The sequence below is a fragment of the Gymnodinialimonas ceratoperidinii genome (genome assembly GCF_019297855.1).
Classification (GTDB): Bacteria; Pseudomonadota; Alphaproteobacteria; order Rhodobacterales; family Rhodobacteraceae; genus Gymnodinialimonas; species Gymnodinialimonas ceratoperidinii.
Genome location: NZ_CP079194.1, coordinates 916,931 through 932,398 on the forward strand (window position 1 = coordinate 916,931; position 15,468 = coordinate 932,398).

Here is a 15,468-nt window from a genome sequence, read left to right on the forward strand (position 1 = left end):
TCTCCTGCTGACGATCGGAGTTTACGGGCTGTGGCAGAGACTTGCCAGCAAAACGCGGGCGCTCAGCGTCCCCGCATGGTGCCGCGCAGCTCCTTCAGGCTGAATGCGCCGAAGAGGCGGGCGAAACCGAAATAGCTGACGAGGCCGATCACCACGAGAAGCGCCAGCGCCACGTAGCGCAGCCCCGGCTCGCCAAGGAAGGGTCCAAGCATCAGGCCGCTGGCGTAGAGCACGCCGCCCATGGCGAAGGCGGCGCCGCAGATGCGCCAGATCCGGGCGCGGAAACGGTCGTCGAACTGGGCGACCTCGCCCAGGTCACGGCGTCCGCGCGACAGCAGGCCGACCATGACCCAAGCCGCCGCCGTGGTGGCCACCGCCGCTCCCAGAAAGCCGATGACCATGGCGAGGCCCACGGCCACGACCGCGTTCACCACCATGGCCACCACCGCATATTGGAACGGGCGGCGGGTGTCCTCGCGGGCGAAATAGACCGGTTGCAGGACCTTCTGCAGCACGAAGGCGGGCAGGCCCACGGCATAAACCGACAGGGCCAGCGCCGTGGCGGCGGTATCGTCGGAGGTGAAGGCGCCGCGCTGGAACAGGACCGAGATCAGCGGCACGGCGATGACCACCAATGCCACGGCGGCCGGAATGGTCAGCGCCATGGCTAGTTCCCCCGCGCGAGAGAAGGCGTGGCGTCCGCCCGCGTCATCGCCGGCGCGCAGCCGGCGCGACAGATCGGGCAAAAGCACGATGCCGATGGCAATGCCCACCACCCCGAGCGGCAATTGATAAAGCCGGTCGGCGTAGTAGAGCCAGGCGATCGCCCCGTCGAAGAAACTCGCCACGAAACGGCCCACCAGCAGGTTCACCTGCACCACACCGCCCGCCAGCATTGCCGGGAAGGCAATCCATGCAAGCCGCCGCATGTCCGGCGTCAGGCGCGGCAGGCGCGGGCGGATGCGGAAGCCGGCGCGCGCGGCGGCGAACCAGACCAGCGCCATCTGCGCGATGCCCGCCAGCGGCACTGCCCAGGCGAGCACGTCGCCATAGGTCTCGGCCGGGTCGACCAGCGTGGTCATCTTGCCGTCGGGCTGCCACAGGGAGGCCCCGGTAAGAACGCCCACAAGGATGATGTTGAGAAGCACGGGAGCGGCGGCGGCGGCAGCAAAGCGCCCGGTGGCGTTCAGCATCCCGGAGAAGAGCGCCGCCAGCGAGATGAACAGGATGTAGACGAAGGTGATGCGGCCATAGTCGACGGCGAGAGGGAAGCGTTCGTCCCCCGCGAAGCCACCCGCCATGGCGAGGACCAGCCACGGCATCACCAGTTGCGCCAGAAGTGTCAGCGCGATCAGGACCGAGGCGAGGCCCGAGAAGGCATCCTGCGCGAAACGCTCCGCGTCGTCTCCGCTTTCCACTTTCTTGGAGAACATCGGCACAAAGGCCGTGTTGAAAGCGCCCTCGGCGAAGAAGCGGCGGAACATGTTGGGCAGGGCGAAGGCCACGAGGAAGGCCTCGGCCACCGGACCGGCACCCAGAAAGGCACCGATCAGGATGTCGCGCACGAAGCCGAGGATCCGCGAGCACATGGTCCAGAAGCCCACGGTAAAGACGCCCGCGATCAGGCGGATCGGAGCGGGCGCGTTCGGAGCCTCGGACGGCGCTTGCTTCGGGTCGTTCTCCATCACGCGCCGGCCCGTTCAGCGACCCGCAGGATCGCGTCGCGAAGCTTGTTTTCCAGCGCGGCGCGCCGCTGCTCCGAGTGCAGTTTCAGCCCGAAGGTATCCTTGACGTAGAAGGTATCGACGACCTGCACCCCGTAGGTCGCGATGGTGGCCGAGGCGATGTAGACATTGGCCGCGGCGAGCGTCTTGGTGAGGTCATAGAGAAGGCCGGGACGGTCGCGGGTATCGACCTCGATGATGGTGTAAATCTCCGAGCCTTCGTTGTCGAAAGTGATCGTGGTGGGCACGTTGAAGGGCCGCTCGCGCTTCTTGATCTTGTCGCGCTTCTCCATCGCCTCGGAGGTCACGACCTCGCCCTTGAGCGTCTTGCGGATCATCGTGGTCAGGCGCGGCAAGCGAGCCTTCTCATAGGGGTTGCCGTCGCGGTCCTGCACCCAGAAGACGGCCGTGGCATAGCCGTCCTTCGACGTGTAGGTCCGCGCGTCCACCACGTTTGCTCCCACCAGCGACAGCGCGCCCGCCAGCCGGCTGAAGATGCCCGGATGATCGACCAGCGCAAAGCAGACCCGCGTGGCATCGCGGTTTTCGTCCTGCTTGGTCTTGATCTTGATTTCGTGGCTCTTCAACCCGTTCAGCATCTTGGCAAAGGTGACCTGTGTCGCCAGATCGAGCCCTTGCCAGTAAGGGCCGTAATGGCGATCGACCTCGACCTTGACCGCTGATTTCTTCCAGTCCGACAGCGCCTTGCGCAGGCGTTTCTTGGCCTCGCCCTCCAACTGCTCGCGGTTGAGATCCTCCAGCCCCGTCTCCAGCGCCATTGCTGTGGAGCGGTGCAGCGACCGCAGCAGGGTGGCTTTCCAGTTGTTCCACGTATTCGGCCCGACACCGCGGATGTCGCAGACCGTCAGCACCGTCAGCAGGTCCAACCGCTCGCGGGTGCGCACGGCCTTGGCGAAATCGCGCACCGTGCGCGGGTCGGCGATGTCGCGTTTCTGCGCCATGTCGGACATCAACAGGTGGTAGCGAACCAGCCATTCCACCGTCTCGCACTCTGCCGGTTTCAGTCCGAGCCGAGGCGCGATGCTCCGCGCCATGCGGGCGCCGAGGATCGAGTGATCCTCGTTCCGGCCCTTGCCGATGTCGTGCAACAGGCAGGCGACATAAAGCACCTTCCGGTTCACACCGCTTTTCAGGATGCCAGAGACGAGGGGAAGCTCTTCCTCCAGCTCCTCCCGCTCGATCTGGGCGAGGGTCGAGATCACCTGAATCGTGTGCTCGTCGACGGTGTAGCTGTGATACATGTTGAACTGCATCATCGCCACGATATGCCCGAATTCCGGCATGAAGGCCGAGAGGACGCCAAGCTCGTTCATCCGGCGCAGGGCGCGCTCCGGGTTGCCGTGTTTCAGCATCAGGTCGAGGAAGATCCGGTTGGCTTCCCTGTCGGACCGCATCGTGTCGTCGATCAGGTCCAGCCGTGCCGTCAACTCGCGCATGGCATTGGGGTGGATCAGGTAGCTGGTCCGCAAGGCCTCCTCGAAGAGCCGCAGGATGTTGAGCGGGTCCTCGAAGAATTCCTCCGGCGAAGCGATGTCGAGCCGGTTCTGGCTGAGCGTGTACCCCGGCTTGAGCCGCTTGCGCCGCGTGACGCCGCGCAGAAAGCCGAGGATCGCGGGTTCGGTCTTCACGTGGCGTGCTTCCAACCCGGTCAGAAAGATCCGCGTCAGATCGCCCACCTGCGTGGCCTGCAGGAAGTAATCCTGCATGAAGTGCTCGACCGCGCGTCGGCCGGAATGGTCGCTGTATCCGAGCCGTGCGGCCACTTCGACCTGCATGTCGAAACTGAGCATATCCTGTGCCCGGCCCGCCAGCAGATGCAGGTGACAGCGCACCGCCCAGAGGAACCGTTCGGCCTCGTCGAAGGCGGCGAACTCCTCGGGACGGAAGATGCCGAGGCCAACCAATTCGCCCGCCTTCGCAACGCTATGCTCGTATTTGGCGATCCAGTAGAGGGCTTGCAGATCTCGCAGGCCGCCCTTGCCCTCCTTGACGTTGGGCTCGACCATGTAGCGTTGACCGCCCTGCTTTTCGTGGCGGGTGTCACGCTCTTCAAGCTTGGCTTCGACGAACTCGCCGATGGTGCCCTCGAACAGCTGCTCGCGCAGGGTCTCTTGCAACTCCGCCGAAAGCGACGCGTCGCCGCTGAGGTGGCGCATCTCCAGAAACGTCGTGCGGATCGTGTAATCCTCGCGCCCGAGCCGCAGGCAGTCCTTGATGGTTCGGGACGAGTGGCCGACCTTCAGGCGCAGATCCCAGAGCATGTAGAGGGTGCTCTCGATGATGCTCTCGACCTTGCCGGTGACCTTCCAGGGCGTGAGAAACAGTAGGTCCACGTCCGAGAACGGCGCCATTTCCGCGCGGCCGTAACCGCCGACCGCCAGCACGGCGATCCGCTCTCCCTCGGATTGGATGTTCGTGGGGTAGAGGTAGGTCTGCGCGACGCGGAGAACCTCGGTCACCAGCACATCGGTCATGAAGGCGTAGGAGCGGGTGGCACGCCGGGCGGCGAGAGGATTTGCGGTGAAGGCCTCGGCCAGCGTGGCGCGGGCTGCGGACTGCGCCTTAGCCAGTTCCGCCACGGTGGCTGCGCGGATTTCACTTGGGTTCGCGGCCGATGCACAGGCTGCATCGATGCGCGCGGCCAAGGCCGGTTGGTCAATAATCTCTTCCCCGGGCAACAGGAGCGTGCCCGGGGAAGATGCAGCAGAGAGGCTTGGGTTTAACGGCTGATCAGAAGCCGAAACCGCCAAGGCTTCTTGGGGCTGGGTCAATGATGTTTACCTGCTGGTTGGCAATCTGCGCTACGGCCAAGGCACGCTGGTTCGTGCCGTCGTTGAGGAACCGGAACACACCGCCTGCGCCATCGATCTGACCGGCGCCGATCAGGTCGGCGGAACCCAGACGCCCGGTGGACGCGGCGGCCGAAACGGCGCGGATGGCATCGTAGCCGAGCCCGCCCAAGGGGTGCGGCGCACCGCCGTTGGCCGCAGCATAACGCGCGTTGAAGCTCGCGGAAGCAGCCGGATCGGGCAGGGCAAACCAGCTGCCCTGCAAGCCCGAGAATTCAAGCGTTGCGGGCGGAATGTCCCACCGGGTGAGGCCCATCAATTGCGTGCTCGACACATCGAGGCCGTTCTCCGGCAGAAGCTGCGCGAAGAGCGGCAGCGCGCCGGCGCTATCGGACGTCAGCAGGATCGAGTTGGCGCCGTTAGAGCGCGCAGCCGATACCACCTGCGGCACCACGTTGACGACGCCGTTCTGGCTGAACTCGTAGGGGATCGTGGCCGAGATCGAGGCACCGGAACGGGCTGCGGCGGTGCGCACCGCGTCGCGGGCGACCTCTCCGGCGAGGTTGTTGGCGTGCACCAGCACGATGTTGCCCCGGCCCTGACGCGACGAATAGGTCACGATCCGCGAGGCGGTGTTGGCAAATGTGTGGCCGAGCACGAGGACGTTGCCGCCCGCGATCTCGGTGTTGTTGGAGAAGCTGAGGACCGCGATGTTGGAGTTCGCGACAGCCACGCCCACGGCCGCGGCCGCATCGGAGCGCAGCGGCCCCACGATGACGTCGGCGCCGGCAGAAACGGCTTCCTGCGCACGGCTTGCCGCCGTGGAGGCGTTGCCCGCGGTGTCGTAGACGGTGATTTCGACCGTCGTCGATCCGGCCACGTCGGCTGCCGCAAGACGGGCTGCATTTTCAAGGCTGCGGGCGAGGGTCGCGTCACCGGCGCCACCGCTCACGGGCAGAAGCATGGCGACCTGCACCGTCTGACCCACGCGCGGACCCGCGCCGAGGCCGATCGGGCCGCCGCCGATCTGACAAGCTGTCAGCACCAAAGACAAAAGAACGGCCACCGCCGCGCGCAGCGGGTTGCGAAGACTGCTGAAACCGGAAACCATAGGCGAAGGCCCTCCCCTTGAGGCGTAACAAAACCAGACGTGGCGAGAGGCCCGCAGATGCACGCTACGGCGAACAAGAGTTCAAGTAAACGCACCACCCCGAGCCAATCGGCCCACGAATTGGCTAATGGACCGGATTGCCTGTTCAAAGCAATGGGCGGATTGCCAGTTCGTCCATTCCAAGCGGACCGACGCCCATGAGCCGCCCTGTCTCTGTAGCGCCGGGCCTGCATTTCGTCGCCACGCCGATCGGCTCTGCCCGAGACATCACGCTGCGCGCGCTGGATATCCTCGGTGCGGCGGACGTAATCGCGGCCGAGGATACCCGCACCGCACGCAAGCTCATGGAAATCCACGGAATTCCGGTCAACAACCGCCCGATGATCCCGTACCACGATCACAACGGCGCCGAGGCCCGGCCGAGGGTTCTGGGCGTGTTGGAGAAAGGCCTCTCCGTCGCCTACGTCTCTGAAGCCGGAACGCCCTTGGTGGCGGATCCTGGTTATCAACTGGGTCGCGCGGCGATCGACGCGGGCTTCAACGTGTTCTCCGCACCCGGTCCTTCAGCGGCCCTTGCCGCCCTGACGGTATCAGGACTTGCATCGGACCGGTTCCTTTTCGCCGGATTCGCGCCGAGCCAGACCGGCGCGCGGGCGAAATGGATGAAAGGGCTCGATGCTGCCGGAGCCACGGTGATCGCCTACGAAAGCCCGAAACGCATTCACCGAATGTTAGGTGAATTGTGCGAGGCTTTGGGAGATGACCGTGAGGTGGCCGTATGCCGGGAATTGACCAAACGCTTCGAGGAGGTGCTGCGCGGAACCTGTGGGCAGGTCCGCGACCTTCTGTCGGAACGCACGCTGAAGGGCGAGATCGTGGTGGTTATCGGCCGCGCCGTGGCCCGGGCACCGTCGTTTCAGGACGTGGAAGCGGCGCTCACGGCGGCGATGGAAGACCTGCCGTTGAAGGCGGCCTCTGCCCGCGTGGCGGAGGAATTGGGGATGTCCAAGCGGGACGTCTACCAACTGGGATTGCAGCTGAAAAACGGCGACTGAGGGGGAAGACCTCCTATCTCAAGGGCAAGGCTGCCGAAGACCACGCCCTGCGGGTCTATCTCGATCACGGCCACAGGCTCGTCGCCCGCCGCTGGCGCGGCCCGGCCGGGGAAATTGACCTTGTGATGGAGAAGGATGGCGAGGTGATCTTCGTCGAGGTCAAGTGTTCCAGCACCCATGCGCGCGCGGCGGAAGCCCTGACCAAGCGCCAGATCGATCGCCTGCTGCGCAGCGCCGAAGATTGTCTCGGCACCTTTCCCTTGGGCTCGGCTACCCCGATGCGCTTTGACGTCGCCTTGATCGACGGGCAGGGCCGGTTTGACGTGATCGTCAACGCCCTTTCGGCCTGATCGGCCATTGCGCCTGCCGTCGCGCCACGTCACATAAAGGGACAGGCCAGAACCGGAGGGGCAGACATGTTGATCGCGTTTCAAATGGATCCAATCGAAGACGTGGATATCAACGCGGACAGCACGTTCCGTTTGGCGGAAGAGGCGCAGGCACGGGGCCATGACTTGCTGGTCTATACTCCGGACGATCTCTTTTATCGCGAGGACAAGGTCTGCGCCCGCGCCCGCCGCGTCACCCTGCAGCGAGTGAAGGGCAACCACGTTGCCGCCGATGCGCCCGAGATCGTGGATCTGGCGGAGGTTGATGTCATCTGGCTGCGCCAGGATCCGCCCTTCGACATGGGATATATCACGACGACCCACCTGCTCGATCGCCTGCGGGGAAAGACCCTCATCGTGAATGATCCGTTTTGGGTACGCAATTCGCCCGAGAAGCTGCTGGTGCTGGATTATCCCGACCTGACACCGCCGACGATGGTCGCCCGGGACCTCGAAATGCTGAAAGCCTTCAAGGAAGACCATGGAGATGTGATCCTAAAGCCGCTCTACGGCAACGGCGGGGCCGGCGTGTTTCGCCTGACCCGCGAGGATCGCAACCTCAACTCGCTCCATGAGCTGTTCGTCGGCATCAATCGCGAGCCGCTCATCATGCAGAAATTCCTGCCGGACGTGTCGGCCGGCGACAAGCGCGTGATCCTTGTGGATGGAGAGCCCGTGGGTGGCATCAACCGGGTGCCTGCCAAGGGCGAAGTCCGCTCCAACATGCACGTGGGGGGGCGGCCCGAAGCGACCGCCCTGACTGAGCGGGAGAAAGAGATTTGCGCCATCATCGGCCCCCGGTTGAAGGAGATGGGGCAGGTCTTTGTGGGCATCGACGTGATCGGCAACTGGCTGACGGAAATCAACGTAACCTCGCCCACCGGCATCCAGGAGTTGGAGCGTTTTGACGGCGTGAACATCGCTGGAAAGATCTGGGACGCCATCGACAAGCGCCTCGCTGAAGCGGGCTAGCCCTCTTTCGCGGCAATCAGGCGATAGCCGATGGCTTCGGCGATATGCGGCAGACCGACGGTCTCTGCCGCGTCCAGATCCGCGATCGTGCGCGCCAGTCGTAAAACCCGGTGGTAGCCCCGCGCGGTCAGCTTGAATTTGTCGGCCGCTTGCAGAAGCATCGCTTTTCCCTCGGCGTCCGGGGTGGCGATCTGATCCAGCAACGCGCCTTCGGCATCGGCGTTGACCCGGGCCTGCGCGCCAAGGATTGCGAACCGCGCGGCCTGCACCTCGCGCGCCTTGGCGACGCGTATCGCAATAGCAGCGCTGGTTTCGCCGGAGGCTGGCAGGTCGAGGTCGGCGAAGGCCACCGGCGGCACCTCGAGGCGGAGGTCGAACCGGTCCATCAGTGGGCCGGAAATCTTCCCCATGTAATCCTGCCCACAGATCGGCGCGCGGCTGCAGGCCTCGTTCGCATCGTAGAGATTTCCGCAGCGACACGGGTTCGCCGCGGCGATCAGAAGGAAGCGGCATGGGTAGGTTACATGGGCGTTGGCCCGCGCAACGACGACATCGCCGGTCTCAATCGGCTGGCGCAGCGTCTCCAGCACCGCACGGGGGTATTCCGGGAACTCGTCGAGAAACAGCACGCCGTTGTGCGCGAGGCTGATCTCGCCGGGTTTCGCGCCGCGCCCGCCGCCCACGATTGCGGGCATGGAGGCGGTGTGATGCGGCGAGCGAAACGGACGTGTGCGCGAGATGCCGCCTTCATCGAGCAGGCCGGAAAGCGAGTGGATCATCGAGGTTTCCAGCGCCTCGGGTGCGGAGAGCGGCGGCAGGATGCCCGGCAAGCGCGCCGCCAGCATCGATTTGCCGGACCCCGGCGCGCCGACCATCAGCAAGTGGTGACGCCCCGCCGCGGCGATTTCGAGGGCGCGCTTGGCGCGCTCCTGCCCGCGCACCTCGGACAGGCATTTCGTGCCGGCCTCGGCAAGTACCTCGCCCGGCTCGGCTGGCTCCAGGGGGGCGCGGTCGGTGAGGTGGGCAATCAGATCGCCTAATGAAGCAGCCGCAAAAACGGGCGTCGCGCCGACCCATGCAGCCTCTGCGCCGCAGCCCTCGGGGCAGAGCATGATCCGGTGATCCTCGCCCGCGGCCAAGGCGGCGGGCAAGGCACCGAGCACCGGCACGAGGCGACCGTTCAGCGAAAGCTCCCCCAATGATAACGCGCCCTCGACCCGCTCCTTGGGCAGAATCCCCAATGCGGCCAGAAGCGCGAGCGCGATGGGCAGGTCGAAGTGAGAGCCCTCCTTCGGGATGTCAGCCGGGGACAGGTTCACCGTGATCCGGCGCGAGGGCAGGGCGATGGCCATGGCGTGGAGCGCGGTGCGGACCCGTTCCCGCGCCTCGGACACGGCCTTGTCCGGAAGGCCCACGATAGCGAAACCGGGCAGGCCCGCCGTCACGGCGCATTGTACCTCGACCCGCCGTGCCTCGAGGCCTTCGAAGGCCACGGTATGGGTCAGGGCGAGAGCTTCGGCGCTTGGGGACTCGAACATGCCGCAAACCTTGCCGCAGCGAGGTTAGCGATTGGTTAACGCGAGCCGTATTTGGTTAAGGCGCGCGTCACTCGGTGAAGGTCGGAAACGGGATGCGTTTGAGGGGCGCCTTGTCGTATCGCGCGATTTCCCGGGTTTCCTTCATCCCGGCCTCGCGCCACTCCACGAAAGAGGGATGCGTGACGATCGCCTCGGCGTAGGCGCTGGCGGTGCCTGACATCGGCAGGCAATAGGTCAGCAGGCGCGTGGCGAGCGGCGCGTAGAACGCATCCGCGAGGGTAAAGGCGCCGTAGAGGAACGGTCCGCCCGACCGTGTCATCGCGCGGTCGAGGATTTCCTCGAAGCGGGCCACATCGGCGAGCACGGCCGCAGAAGGCTCGAACCCGGCCCACGCCGTGCGCAGGTTCACCTGGCAGGCCCCTCGGATCGCCGTGAAGCCGTCGTGCATCTCAGAGATGATCGACATCGCCTCGGCGCGCAAAATGGGGTCGGAGGGCAGCACGTCTCGGTCCGCGAAGGTCTCCGCGATATGCCAGGCAATCGCGAGGCTGTCGGTCAACAGGCCGCCGTCGGGTGTCCGCGCGGCGGGCACCGTGCGATGGCCGCCAAAGGCCGCGACGTCCTGAAAGAAGCTGTCGCCGTAGATCTCCACCTTGCGAAGCGTGACGGGGATGTCGAACGGGGCGAAAGACAGCCAGCCGCGCAAGGACCAACTGGAATAGGACTGCTGTCCGATGAGAAGTTCATAAGCCATGCAAGCAGTTAGAGCCGTGGGGCAGGGCCGGTCAATCGAAAGACGATGATCCGGGGGATCAAGGGCGCTGATTGACGGAAGCCAGCGACCATGCGCCGTCGTGCAGGTGCAATTCGGACACCGAGAGAGGATCGATCTTCTGCGCCAGCATCTGTTGAGGGGTGCGCCCGGTGAGGCGACCGATCTGGCACAGGATCGCGCCGAAATGAGCCACCACGACGAGGTCGCCCGCATGCGAGGCCAAATGTCCCTCGATCGCCGCGCCGACGCGCGTTGCGACAGCATTCCAGCTTTCCCCGTCCGGGGCCGCCACGTCGCCCGGCTCGTCCCAGAAACGGCGGCTCAGCACCGGGTCCCGGGCGCTTACCGCCTCGAACCCCAAACCGTCCCACGCGCCGAAGTCGAATTCTCGCAAGGCGGGGTCATGGGGCAGACGTGTGCGTCCCCCCGAGATCGCGTCGGCGGTTGCAACGCAGCGAATCAGGTCGGAGGAGACGACGCAAGCGTGCGCCGGAAGGTGGGCGTCCATGCGCGCGATGGCGGCCGTGTCCGAGAGGTCCGCCGGCACGTCACGCCATCCAGTGAACGCGGTTTCGTGGGTCGGGCCGTGCCGGATCAGGAACAGGCGCCGCGGGCTCACCAGGGCTCATCCACATCATCGAGCTGCGGTTCCCCCTTGAGGACGGTCGGCAGCCCGGCGGTGACATAGACCACCAGATCGGCCTGCGCCGCCAGCCTCTGGTTGACTTCGCCCTGGGCCCGTTGAAAGGCGCGGGCCAGAGCGTTTTCTGGCACGACACCGCCTGACACGTCATTGCTGACCAGCACGACCGGCGCGCGCATCTGCACCATGACGTCGATCAGGATCTCCAACTCCTCGTCCCAATCGCCCTCGTCGATCATCAGGTTGGTCAGCCAGAAGGTCACGCAATCGACAAGTGCAACCTCACCGGACTCGATATGGGTGAGGGCCTTTGCCGTCTCGTGCGGCGCCTCGACCGTGCGCCAGCCTTGGCCTGCACGGGCTGCACGGTGCCTGGCAACCTTCGTGCTCATCTCACCGTCATGGGCCTCGGCGGTGGCAATGTAGACTTTAGCCAAGCCACATTGACGAACCATCTTTTCTGCAAAGGCAGATTTGCCGCTGGAGGCGCCCCCGAGGATGAGGCTGATCGGAGGAAGGCGCAATTTTATTTCCCTAAATTTGAACCAAACGACGGAACTCTGCGTAGCATATATGTAGCCGCGGTAAACACGCGTCTGATCCAGGTGGTAAGTCAGGGGGCCGTTATGGCGAATGATCGAAGTGGAGAATTCAACATTTCGCGTCGGGCAATGAAGGCAGAGATGCTGGATGCCGAGACGGAGTTGAGGCTGGCATATGCTTGGCGTGATGAGCGATGTGAAGACAGTCTGCACCGCCTCGTGACGGCCTATATGCGGCTTGCGATCTCCATGGCCGCCAAGTTCAAACGCTACGGCGCCCCGATGAATGACCTGATCCAGGAAGCGGGCCTTGGCCTGATGAAAGCCGCCGACAAGTTCGACCCCGATCGCGGCGTGCGGTTCTCGACCTATGCCGTCTGGTGGATCAAGGCGAGCATTCAGGATCACGTGATGCGCAACTGGTCGATGGTGCGGACGGGATCAACTTCTTCGCAGAAGAGCCTGTTTTTCAACATGCGCCGCGTGCAGGCGCGGCTGGAACGCGAGGCCCAGAAGAAGGGCGAGACGCTCGACAAACACCAGCTGCTGCAGATGATTGCCAGCGAAGTGGGCGTGCCGCTGCATGACGTCGAGATGATGGAGGGACGGCTTGCCGGCTCCGATTTCTCGTTGAATGCAACGCAGTCGACCGAGGATGAAGGGCGCGAATGGATCGATACGCTAGAAGATGACGGCGAACAGGCCGAGCATATCGTCGAGCATTCCCACGACATGGCCTGCCTGCGCGAGTGGCTGATTTCGTCCATGAACGCCCTGAACGAGCGCGAGCGCTTCATCGTCCGTGAACGCAAGCTGCGCGAGGCGCCGCGCACGCTGGAAAGCCTCGGCACCGAGTTGGGCCTTTCGAAAGAGCGTGTCCGTCAGCTGGAGGCCGCCGCCTTTGGCAAGATGCGCAAGACGCTGGACGCGCAGTCCAAGGAAGTCCGCTCGTTCCTTGCCGCGTAAGGTGAGCTTCTATTGATCGTAGCATGCCCTCGCCGTCACCGGTCGGGGGCATTTTTGCTTGGAGGGGAGCCGTTCGGGACACGGACGCTTTCCATGGGTGATGGTTTGCGATTGAAGCAGGCGCGCGGCGGGCCTACCGTTGCACGGGGAAGACGGGGAGCGGTCTGAGATGCTGACAGGCAAGCGGGTATTACTGATCATCGGCGGCGGCATCGCGGCCTTCAAGGCGCTCGACCTGATCCGGCGCATGCGCGAGCAGGGCGCAGAGGTCGTGCCGGTCCTGACCCGTGCGGCGGAGGAATTCGTGACCCCTCTCTCGGTCTCGGCGCTGGCCGCGCAGAAGGTCTACCGCGACCTGTTCGATCTGACCGATGAGGCCGAGATGGGCCATATCGAGCTTTCGCGCGCCGCCGATCTGGTTGTGGTGGCGCCCGCGACGGCGGATTTGATGGCGAAGATGGCGTCGGGTCTGGCGAATGACCTTGCCTCGACGCTGCTCATGGCGACCGACAAGCGCGTCCTGATTGCGCCGTCGATGAATGTCCGCATGTGGGAGCATCCCGCGACCCAGAGAAACCTCTCGGTATTGCAGGGGGACGGCGTTCTGGTCGTCGGCCCGGACGAGGGTGCGATGGCCTGCGGCGAGTTCGGACCGGGCCGCATGGCCGAAGTGCCCGAGATCATCGAGGCGGTGGCGGAGGCTTTCGCCGAAGGCCCGTTGAAGGGACGCCATGCGATCGTGACCTCCGGCCCGACCCATGAACCGATTGATCCGGTCCGCTATATCGCCAACCGCTCCTCCGGCGCGCAGGGCACAGCCATGGCGGCCGCCTTGCGCGACCTTGGCGCCCGCGTGACCTTCGTGACCGGCCCGGCCGAGGTGCCGCCGCCCGCGGGCGTCGACGTGGTCCGGGTCAAGACCGCGCAAGAGATGCGGGAGGCGGTGGAAAAGGCGAATGCCGCAGATGCTCCCGCAGATGTGGCCGTCTTCGCGGCGGCGGTCGCGGATTGGCATGTCACCAATGCGAGCGGGTCGAAGATGAAGAAGGATGGCTCTGGCAAGGTGCCGGCGCTGGAGTTCGGGGAAAACCCCGACATCCTCGCGGGCGTGGCGCAGATGACAGAGGGCCGGCCCGGCCTCGTGATCGGCTTTGCCGCGGAGACGGACGACGTAGTGGCCAATGCCACGGCCAAACGCGAGCGCAAGGGATGTGACTGGATCGTGGCCAATGATGTCTCGGCCGACACCGGTATCATGGGCGGCGCGGAGAACGCGATTGTCCTGATCGAGGAGAATGTCGCGGAGGTCTGGCCGCGGATGTCGAAGCAGGAGGTCGCCCGGCTGCTTGCCGCGCGCATCGCGGAAACGGTCGGCGCGCGTTGAGACCGTTGGATTGAGTTGTATGGGCCAAGATGAAGCAGGAGCGGCGCGCGTGATCGTCGAGGTGGTGCGCGAGGCGTGGGCGGACAGGAGCGTGGCGCTGCCGGACTACGCGACCTCGGGCGCGGCGGGAGCCGATCTGCGGGCGAATTTCGAAACGCGGGCCGGCATCGTGTTGCAGCCCGGCGAGCGGGCTTTGGTGCCGACAGGTCTGCGGGTGGCGATTGCCGACGGGTACGAGATGCAGATCCGGCCCCGCTCGGGATTGGCGCTGAAACATGGCATTACCTTGGTCAACGCACCGGGTACGATCGATGCCGACTACCGCGGGCCGCTGGGCGTGATCCTTATTAACCTGGGCAGTGAGCCCTTCGAGATCGCCCATGGCGCGCGGATTGCGCAGGCGGTCGTAGCGCCGGTGGTGCAAGCAGGCTTCGCGGAGGTCGAGACCTTGAGCGTGACGCAGCGCGGTGGCGGGGGCTTCGGCTCGACAGGGACCGACTGATGGCTTTTGTCCTGTTTCTTGCGGCGGTCCTGTGGGGGATCGGGCATCTGATGAAATCGCCGTTGGCCGTGCGGCTTCGAATGCTGGCGGTGTTGTACGGGGTTGTGATCGCGGTGCAGTTGTTGCTGCCGGAAGGGCACCCGCTGCGCGAGCTGACCGGCGGATCGGTGGCGCTTTGGTTGCTGCTTGGCGCAGCGGCCGCGCTGGTGCTTGGCTACCGGGCGCTTCTGGTTCGGCTGAGGGGACGCGCCGAGGGGATCGAGGCCGCGCGCGATGAGGTGGCCGAGGCGCCAGCCGGGCCGTTCTCGGATGTGGAGTTGGAACGCTACGCGCGCCACATCACCCTGCCGGATATCGGCGGCGCTGGGCAGTTGGCGTTGAAAAAGGCTCGCGTGCTGGTGGTGGGCGCCGGGGGCCTTGGCTCTCCGGTGTTGCTTTACCTTGCGGCCGCGGGCGTCGGGCGCATCGGGGTGATCGACGACGACACGGTGAGCCTCTCGAACCTGCAGCGGCAGGTGATCCACACCGATGCCCGCAGTGATATGGCGAAAGTGTTCTCGGCCGAGATCGCGATGAAGGAGCTGAACCCTCATGTCGAAGTGCGTGCCTACAACCGTGCCCTGACCGACGAGATCGCGCCGGAGCTTTTCAGCGAGTACGATCTGATCGTCGATGGCACCGACAGTTTCGCCGTGCGCGAGATGGTGAACCGAGCCGCGGTGGTGGCGAAGCGCCCCCTCTTGGCCGGGGCGATCTCGGCCTGGGAAGGGCAGGTGACGCTTTATGACCCGGCCATGGGCGCGCCCTGCATGGCCTGCGTGTTCCCCGATGCGCCTGCGCCCGGTTTGAGTGCTACCTGCGCGGAAGCGGGAGTTGTCGGGGCATTGCCGGGGCTTATCGGCTCGATGATGGCGTTGGAGGTGATCAAGGAGATCACCGGTGCCGGACAAGGGCTGCGGGGCCGCATGCTGATCTACGATGCGCTCTACGCCGAGGTGCGGGTCATCACGCTGGAACGCAGGGACGATTGCGCGGTCTGCGGCGCGCGCTGACCTGC

14 protein-coding genes are annotated in these 15,468 nt (G+C 65.2%); 7 read left to right on the forward strand and 7 right to left on the reverse strand.

Features of this window, described 5'->3' with window-relative positions:
- Positions 1–62 precede the first annotated feature (62 nt).
- From murJ to KYE46_RS04505, 3 genes are read right to left on the reverse strand one after another with little or no spacing between them, the layout of a single operon-like run.
- Positions 63–1,685, reverse strand: a complete 1,623-nt coding sequence (murJ, locus tag KYE46_RS04495) for a murein biosynthesis integral membrane protein MurJ (protein WP_219003757.1) — start codon at positions 1,683–1,685, stop codon at positions 63–65.
- Positions 1,685–4,516, reverse strand: a complete 2,832-nt coding sequence (locus tag KYE46_RS04500) for a [protein-PII] uridylyltransferase (protein WP_219003759.1) — start codon at positions 4,514–4,516, stop codon at positions 1,685–1,687. The genes murJ and KYE46_RS04500 overlap by 1 nt, the downstream gene beginning before the upstream one ends.
- A complete protein-coding gene (locus KYE46_RS04505) occupies positions 4,476–5,645 on the reverse strand; it encodes a penicillin-binding protein activator (protein ID WP_219003761.1) in 1,170 nt (389 codons plus the stop codon). Before KYE46_RS04505 ends, KYE46_RS04500 begins: the two co-directional genes overlap by 41 nt.
- Before the next feature lie 197 nt (positions 5,646–5,842).
- On the opposite strand from KYE46_RS04505, the gene rsmI reads away from it, so the two are divergent.
- The 3 genes from rsmI (at position 5,843) to gshB (ending at position 8,061) form a co-directional block, all read left to right on the forward strand.
- Entirely contained in the window at positions 5,843–6,700 is an 858-nt protein-coding gene (gene rsmI / locus KYE46_RS04510; protein ID WP_219003763.1) for a 16S rRNA (cytidine(1402)-2'-O)-methyltransferase, read from the forward strand.
- A complete protein-coding gene (locus KYE46_RS04515; protein ID WP_283095220.1) occupies positions 6,697–7,050 on the forward strand; it encodes a YraN family protein in 354 nt (117 codons plus the stop codon). Before rsmI ends, KYE46_RS04515 begins: the two co-directional genes overlap by 4 nt.
- A 66-nt stretch (positions 7,051–7,116) precedes the next feature.
- Positions 7,117–8,061 carry a glutathione synthase gene (gene gshB, locus KYE46_RS04520; protein ID WP_219003765.1) on the forward strand — a complete coding sequence of 315 codons (945 nt, stop codon included), beginning with the start codon at positions 7,117–7,119 and terminating at the stop codon, positions 8,059–8,061.
- On the opposite strand, the gene KYE46_RS04525 is transcribed toward gshB, so the two are convergent.
- From KYE46_RS04525 to cobU, 4 genes are all read right to left on the reverse strand, one after another.
- On the reverse strand, positions 8,058–9,599 hold the full coding sequence (locus KYE46_RS04525; RefSeq protein ID WP_219003767.1) for a YifB family Mg chelatase-like AAA ATPase: 1,542 nt from the start codon (positions 9,597–9,599) through the stop codon (positions 8,058–8,060). The two genes, gshB and KYE46_RS04525, sit on opposite strands and share 4 nt — an antisense overlap.
- A 67-nt stretch (positions 9,600–9,666) precedes the next feature.
- Positions 9,667–10,353 (reverse strand): glutathione S-transferase, encoded by a 687-nt coding sequence (locus KYE46_RS04530; RefSeq protein WP_219003768.1) that lies wholly within the window; start codon positions 10,351–10,353, stop codon positions 9,667–9,669.
- Between the two features lie 58 nt (positions 10,354–10,411).
- Positions 10,412–10,993 (reverse strand): histidine phosphatase family protein, encoded by a 582-nt coding sequence (locus tag KYE46_RS04535; protein ID WP_219003769.1) that lies wholly within the window; start codon positions 10,991–10,993, stop codon positions 10,412–10,414.
- The gene (cobU, locus tag KYE46_RS04540) at positions 10,990–11,541 is read right to left on the reverse strand and encodes a bifunctional adenosylcobinamide kinase/adenosylcobinamide-phosphate guanylyltransferase (RefSeq protein WP_219003770.1); all 552 of its coding nucleotides are present in this window, start codon (positions 11,539–11,541) and stop codon (positions 10,990–10,992) included. Before cobU ends, KYE46_RS04535 begins: the two co-directional genes overlap by 4 nt.
- Positions 11,542–11,643: 102 nt before the next feature.
- On the opposite strand from cobU, the gene KYE46_RS04545 reads away from it, so the two are divergent.
- The 4 genes from KYE46_RS04545 (at position 11,644) to KYE46_RS04560 (ending at position 15,463) form a co-directional block, all read left to right on the forward strand.
- Positions 11,644–12,525, forward strand: coding sequence for an RNA polymerase factor sigma-32 (locus KYE46_RS04545; RefSeq protein ID WP_219003771.1), 882 nt, complete (start codon positions 11,644–11,646; stop codon positions 12,523–12,525).
- Between the two features lie 169 nt (positions 12,526–12,694).
- On the forward strand, positions 12,695–13,909 hold the full coding sequence (coaBC, locus tag KYE46_RS04550) for a bifunctional phosphopantothenoylcysteine decarboxylase/phosphopantothenate--cysteine ligase CoaBC (protein ID WP_219003772.1): 1,215 nt from the start codon (positions 12,695–12,697) through the stop codon (positions 13,907–13,909).
- 19 nt (positions 13,910–13,928) lie between these two features.
- A complete protein-coding gene (gene dut / locus KYE46_RS04555; protein WP_219003773.1) occupies positions 13,929–14,411 on the forward strand; it encodes a dUTP diphosphatase in 483 nt (160 codons plus the stop codon).
- A complete protein-coding gene (locus tag KYE46_RS04560) occupies positions 14,411–15,463 on the forward strand; it encodes a HesA/MoeB/ThiF family protein (RefSeq protein WP_219003774.1) in 1,053 nt (350 codons plus the stop codon). Before dut ends, KYE46_RS04560 begins: the two co-directional genes overlap by 1 nt.
- Positions 15,464–15,468: the final 5 nt, after the last annotated feature.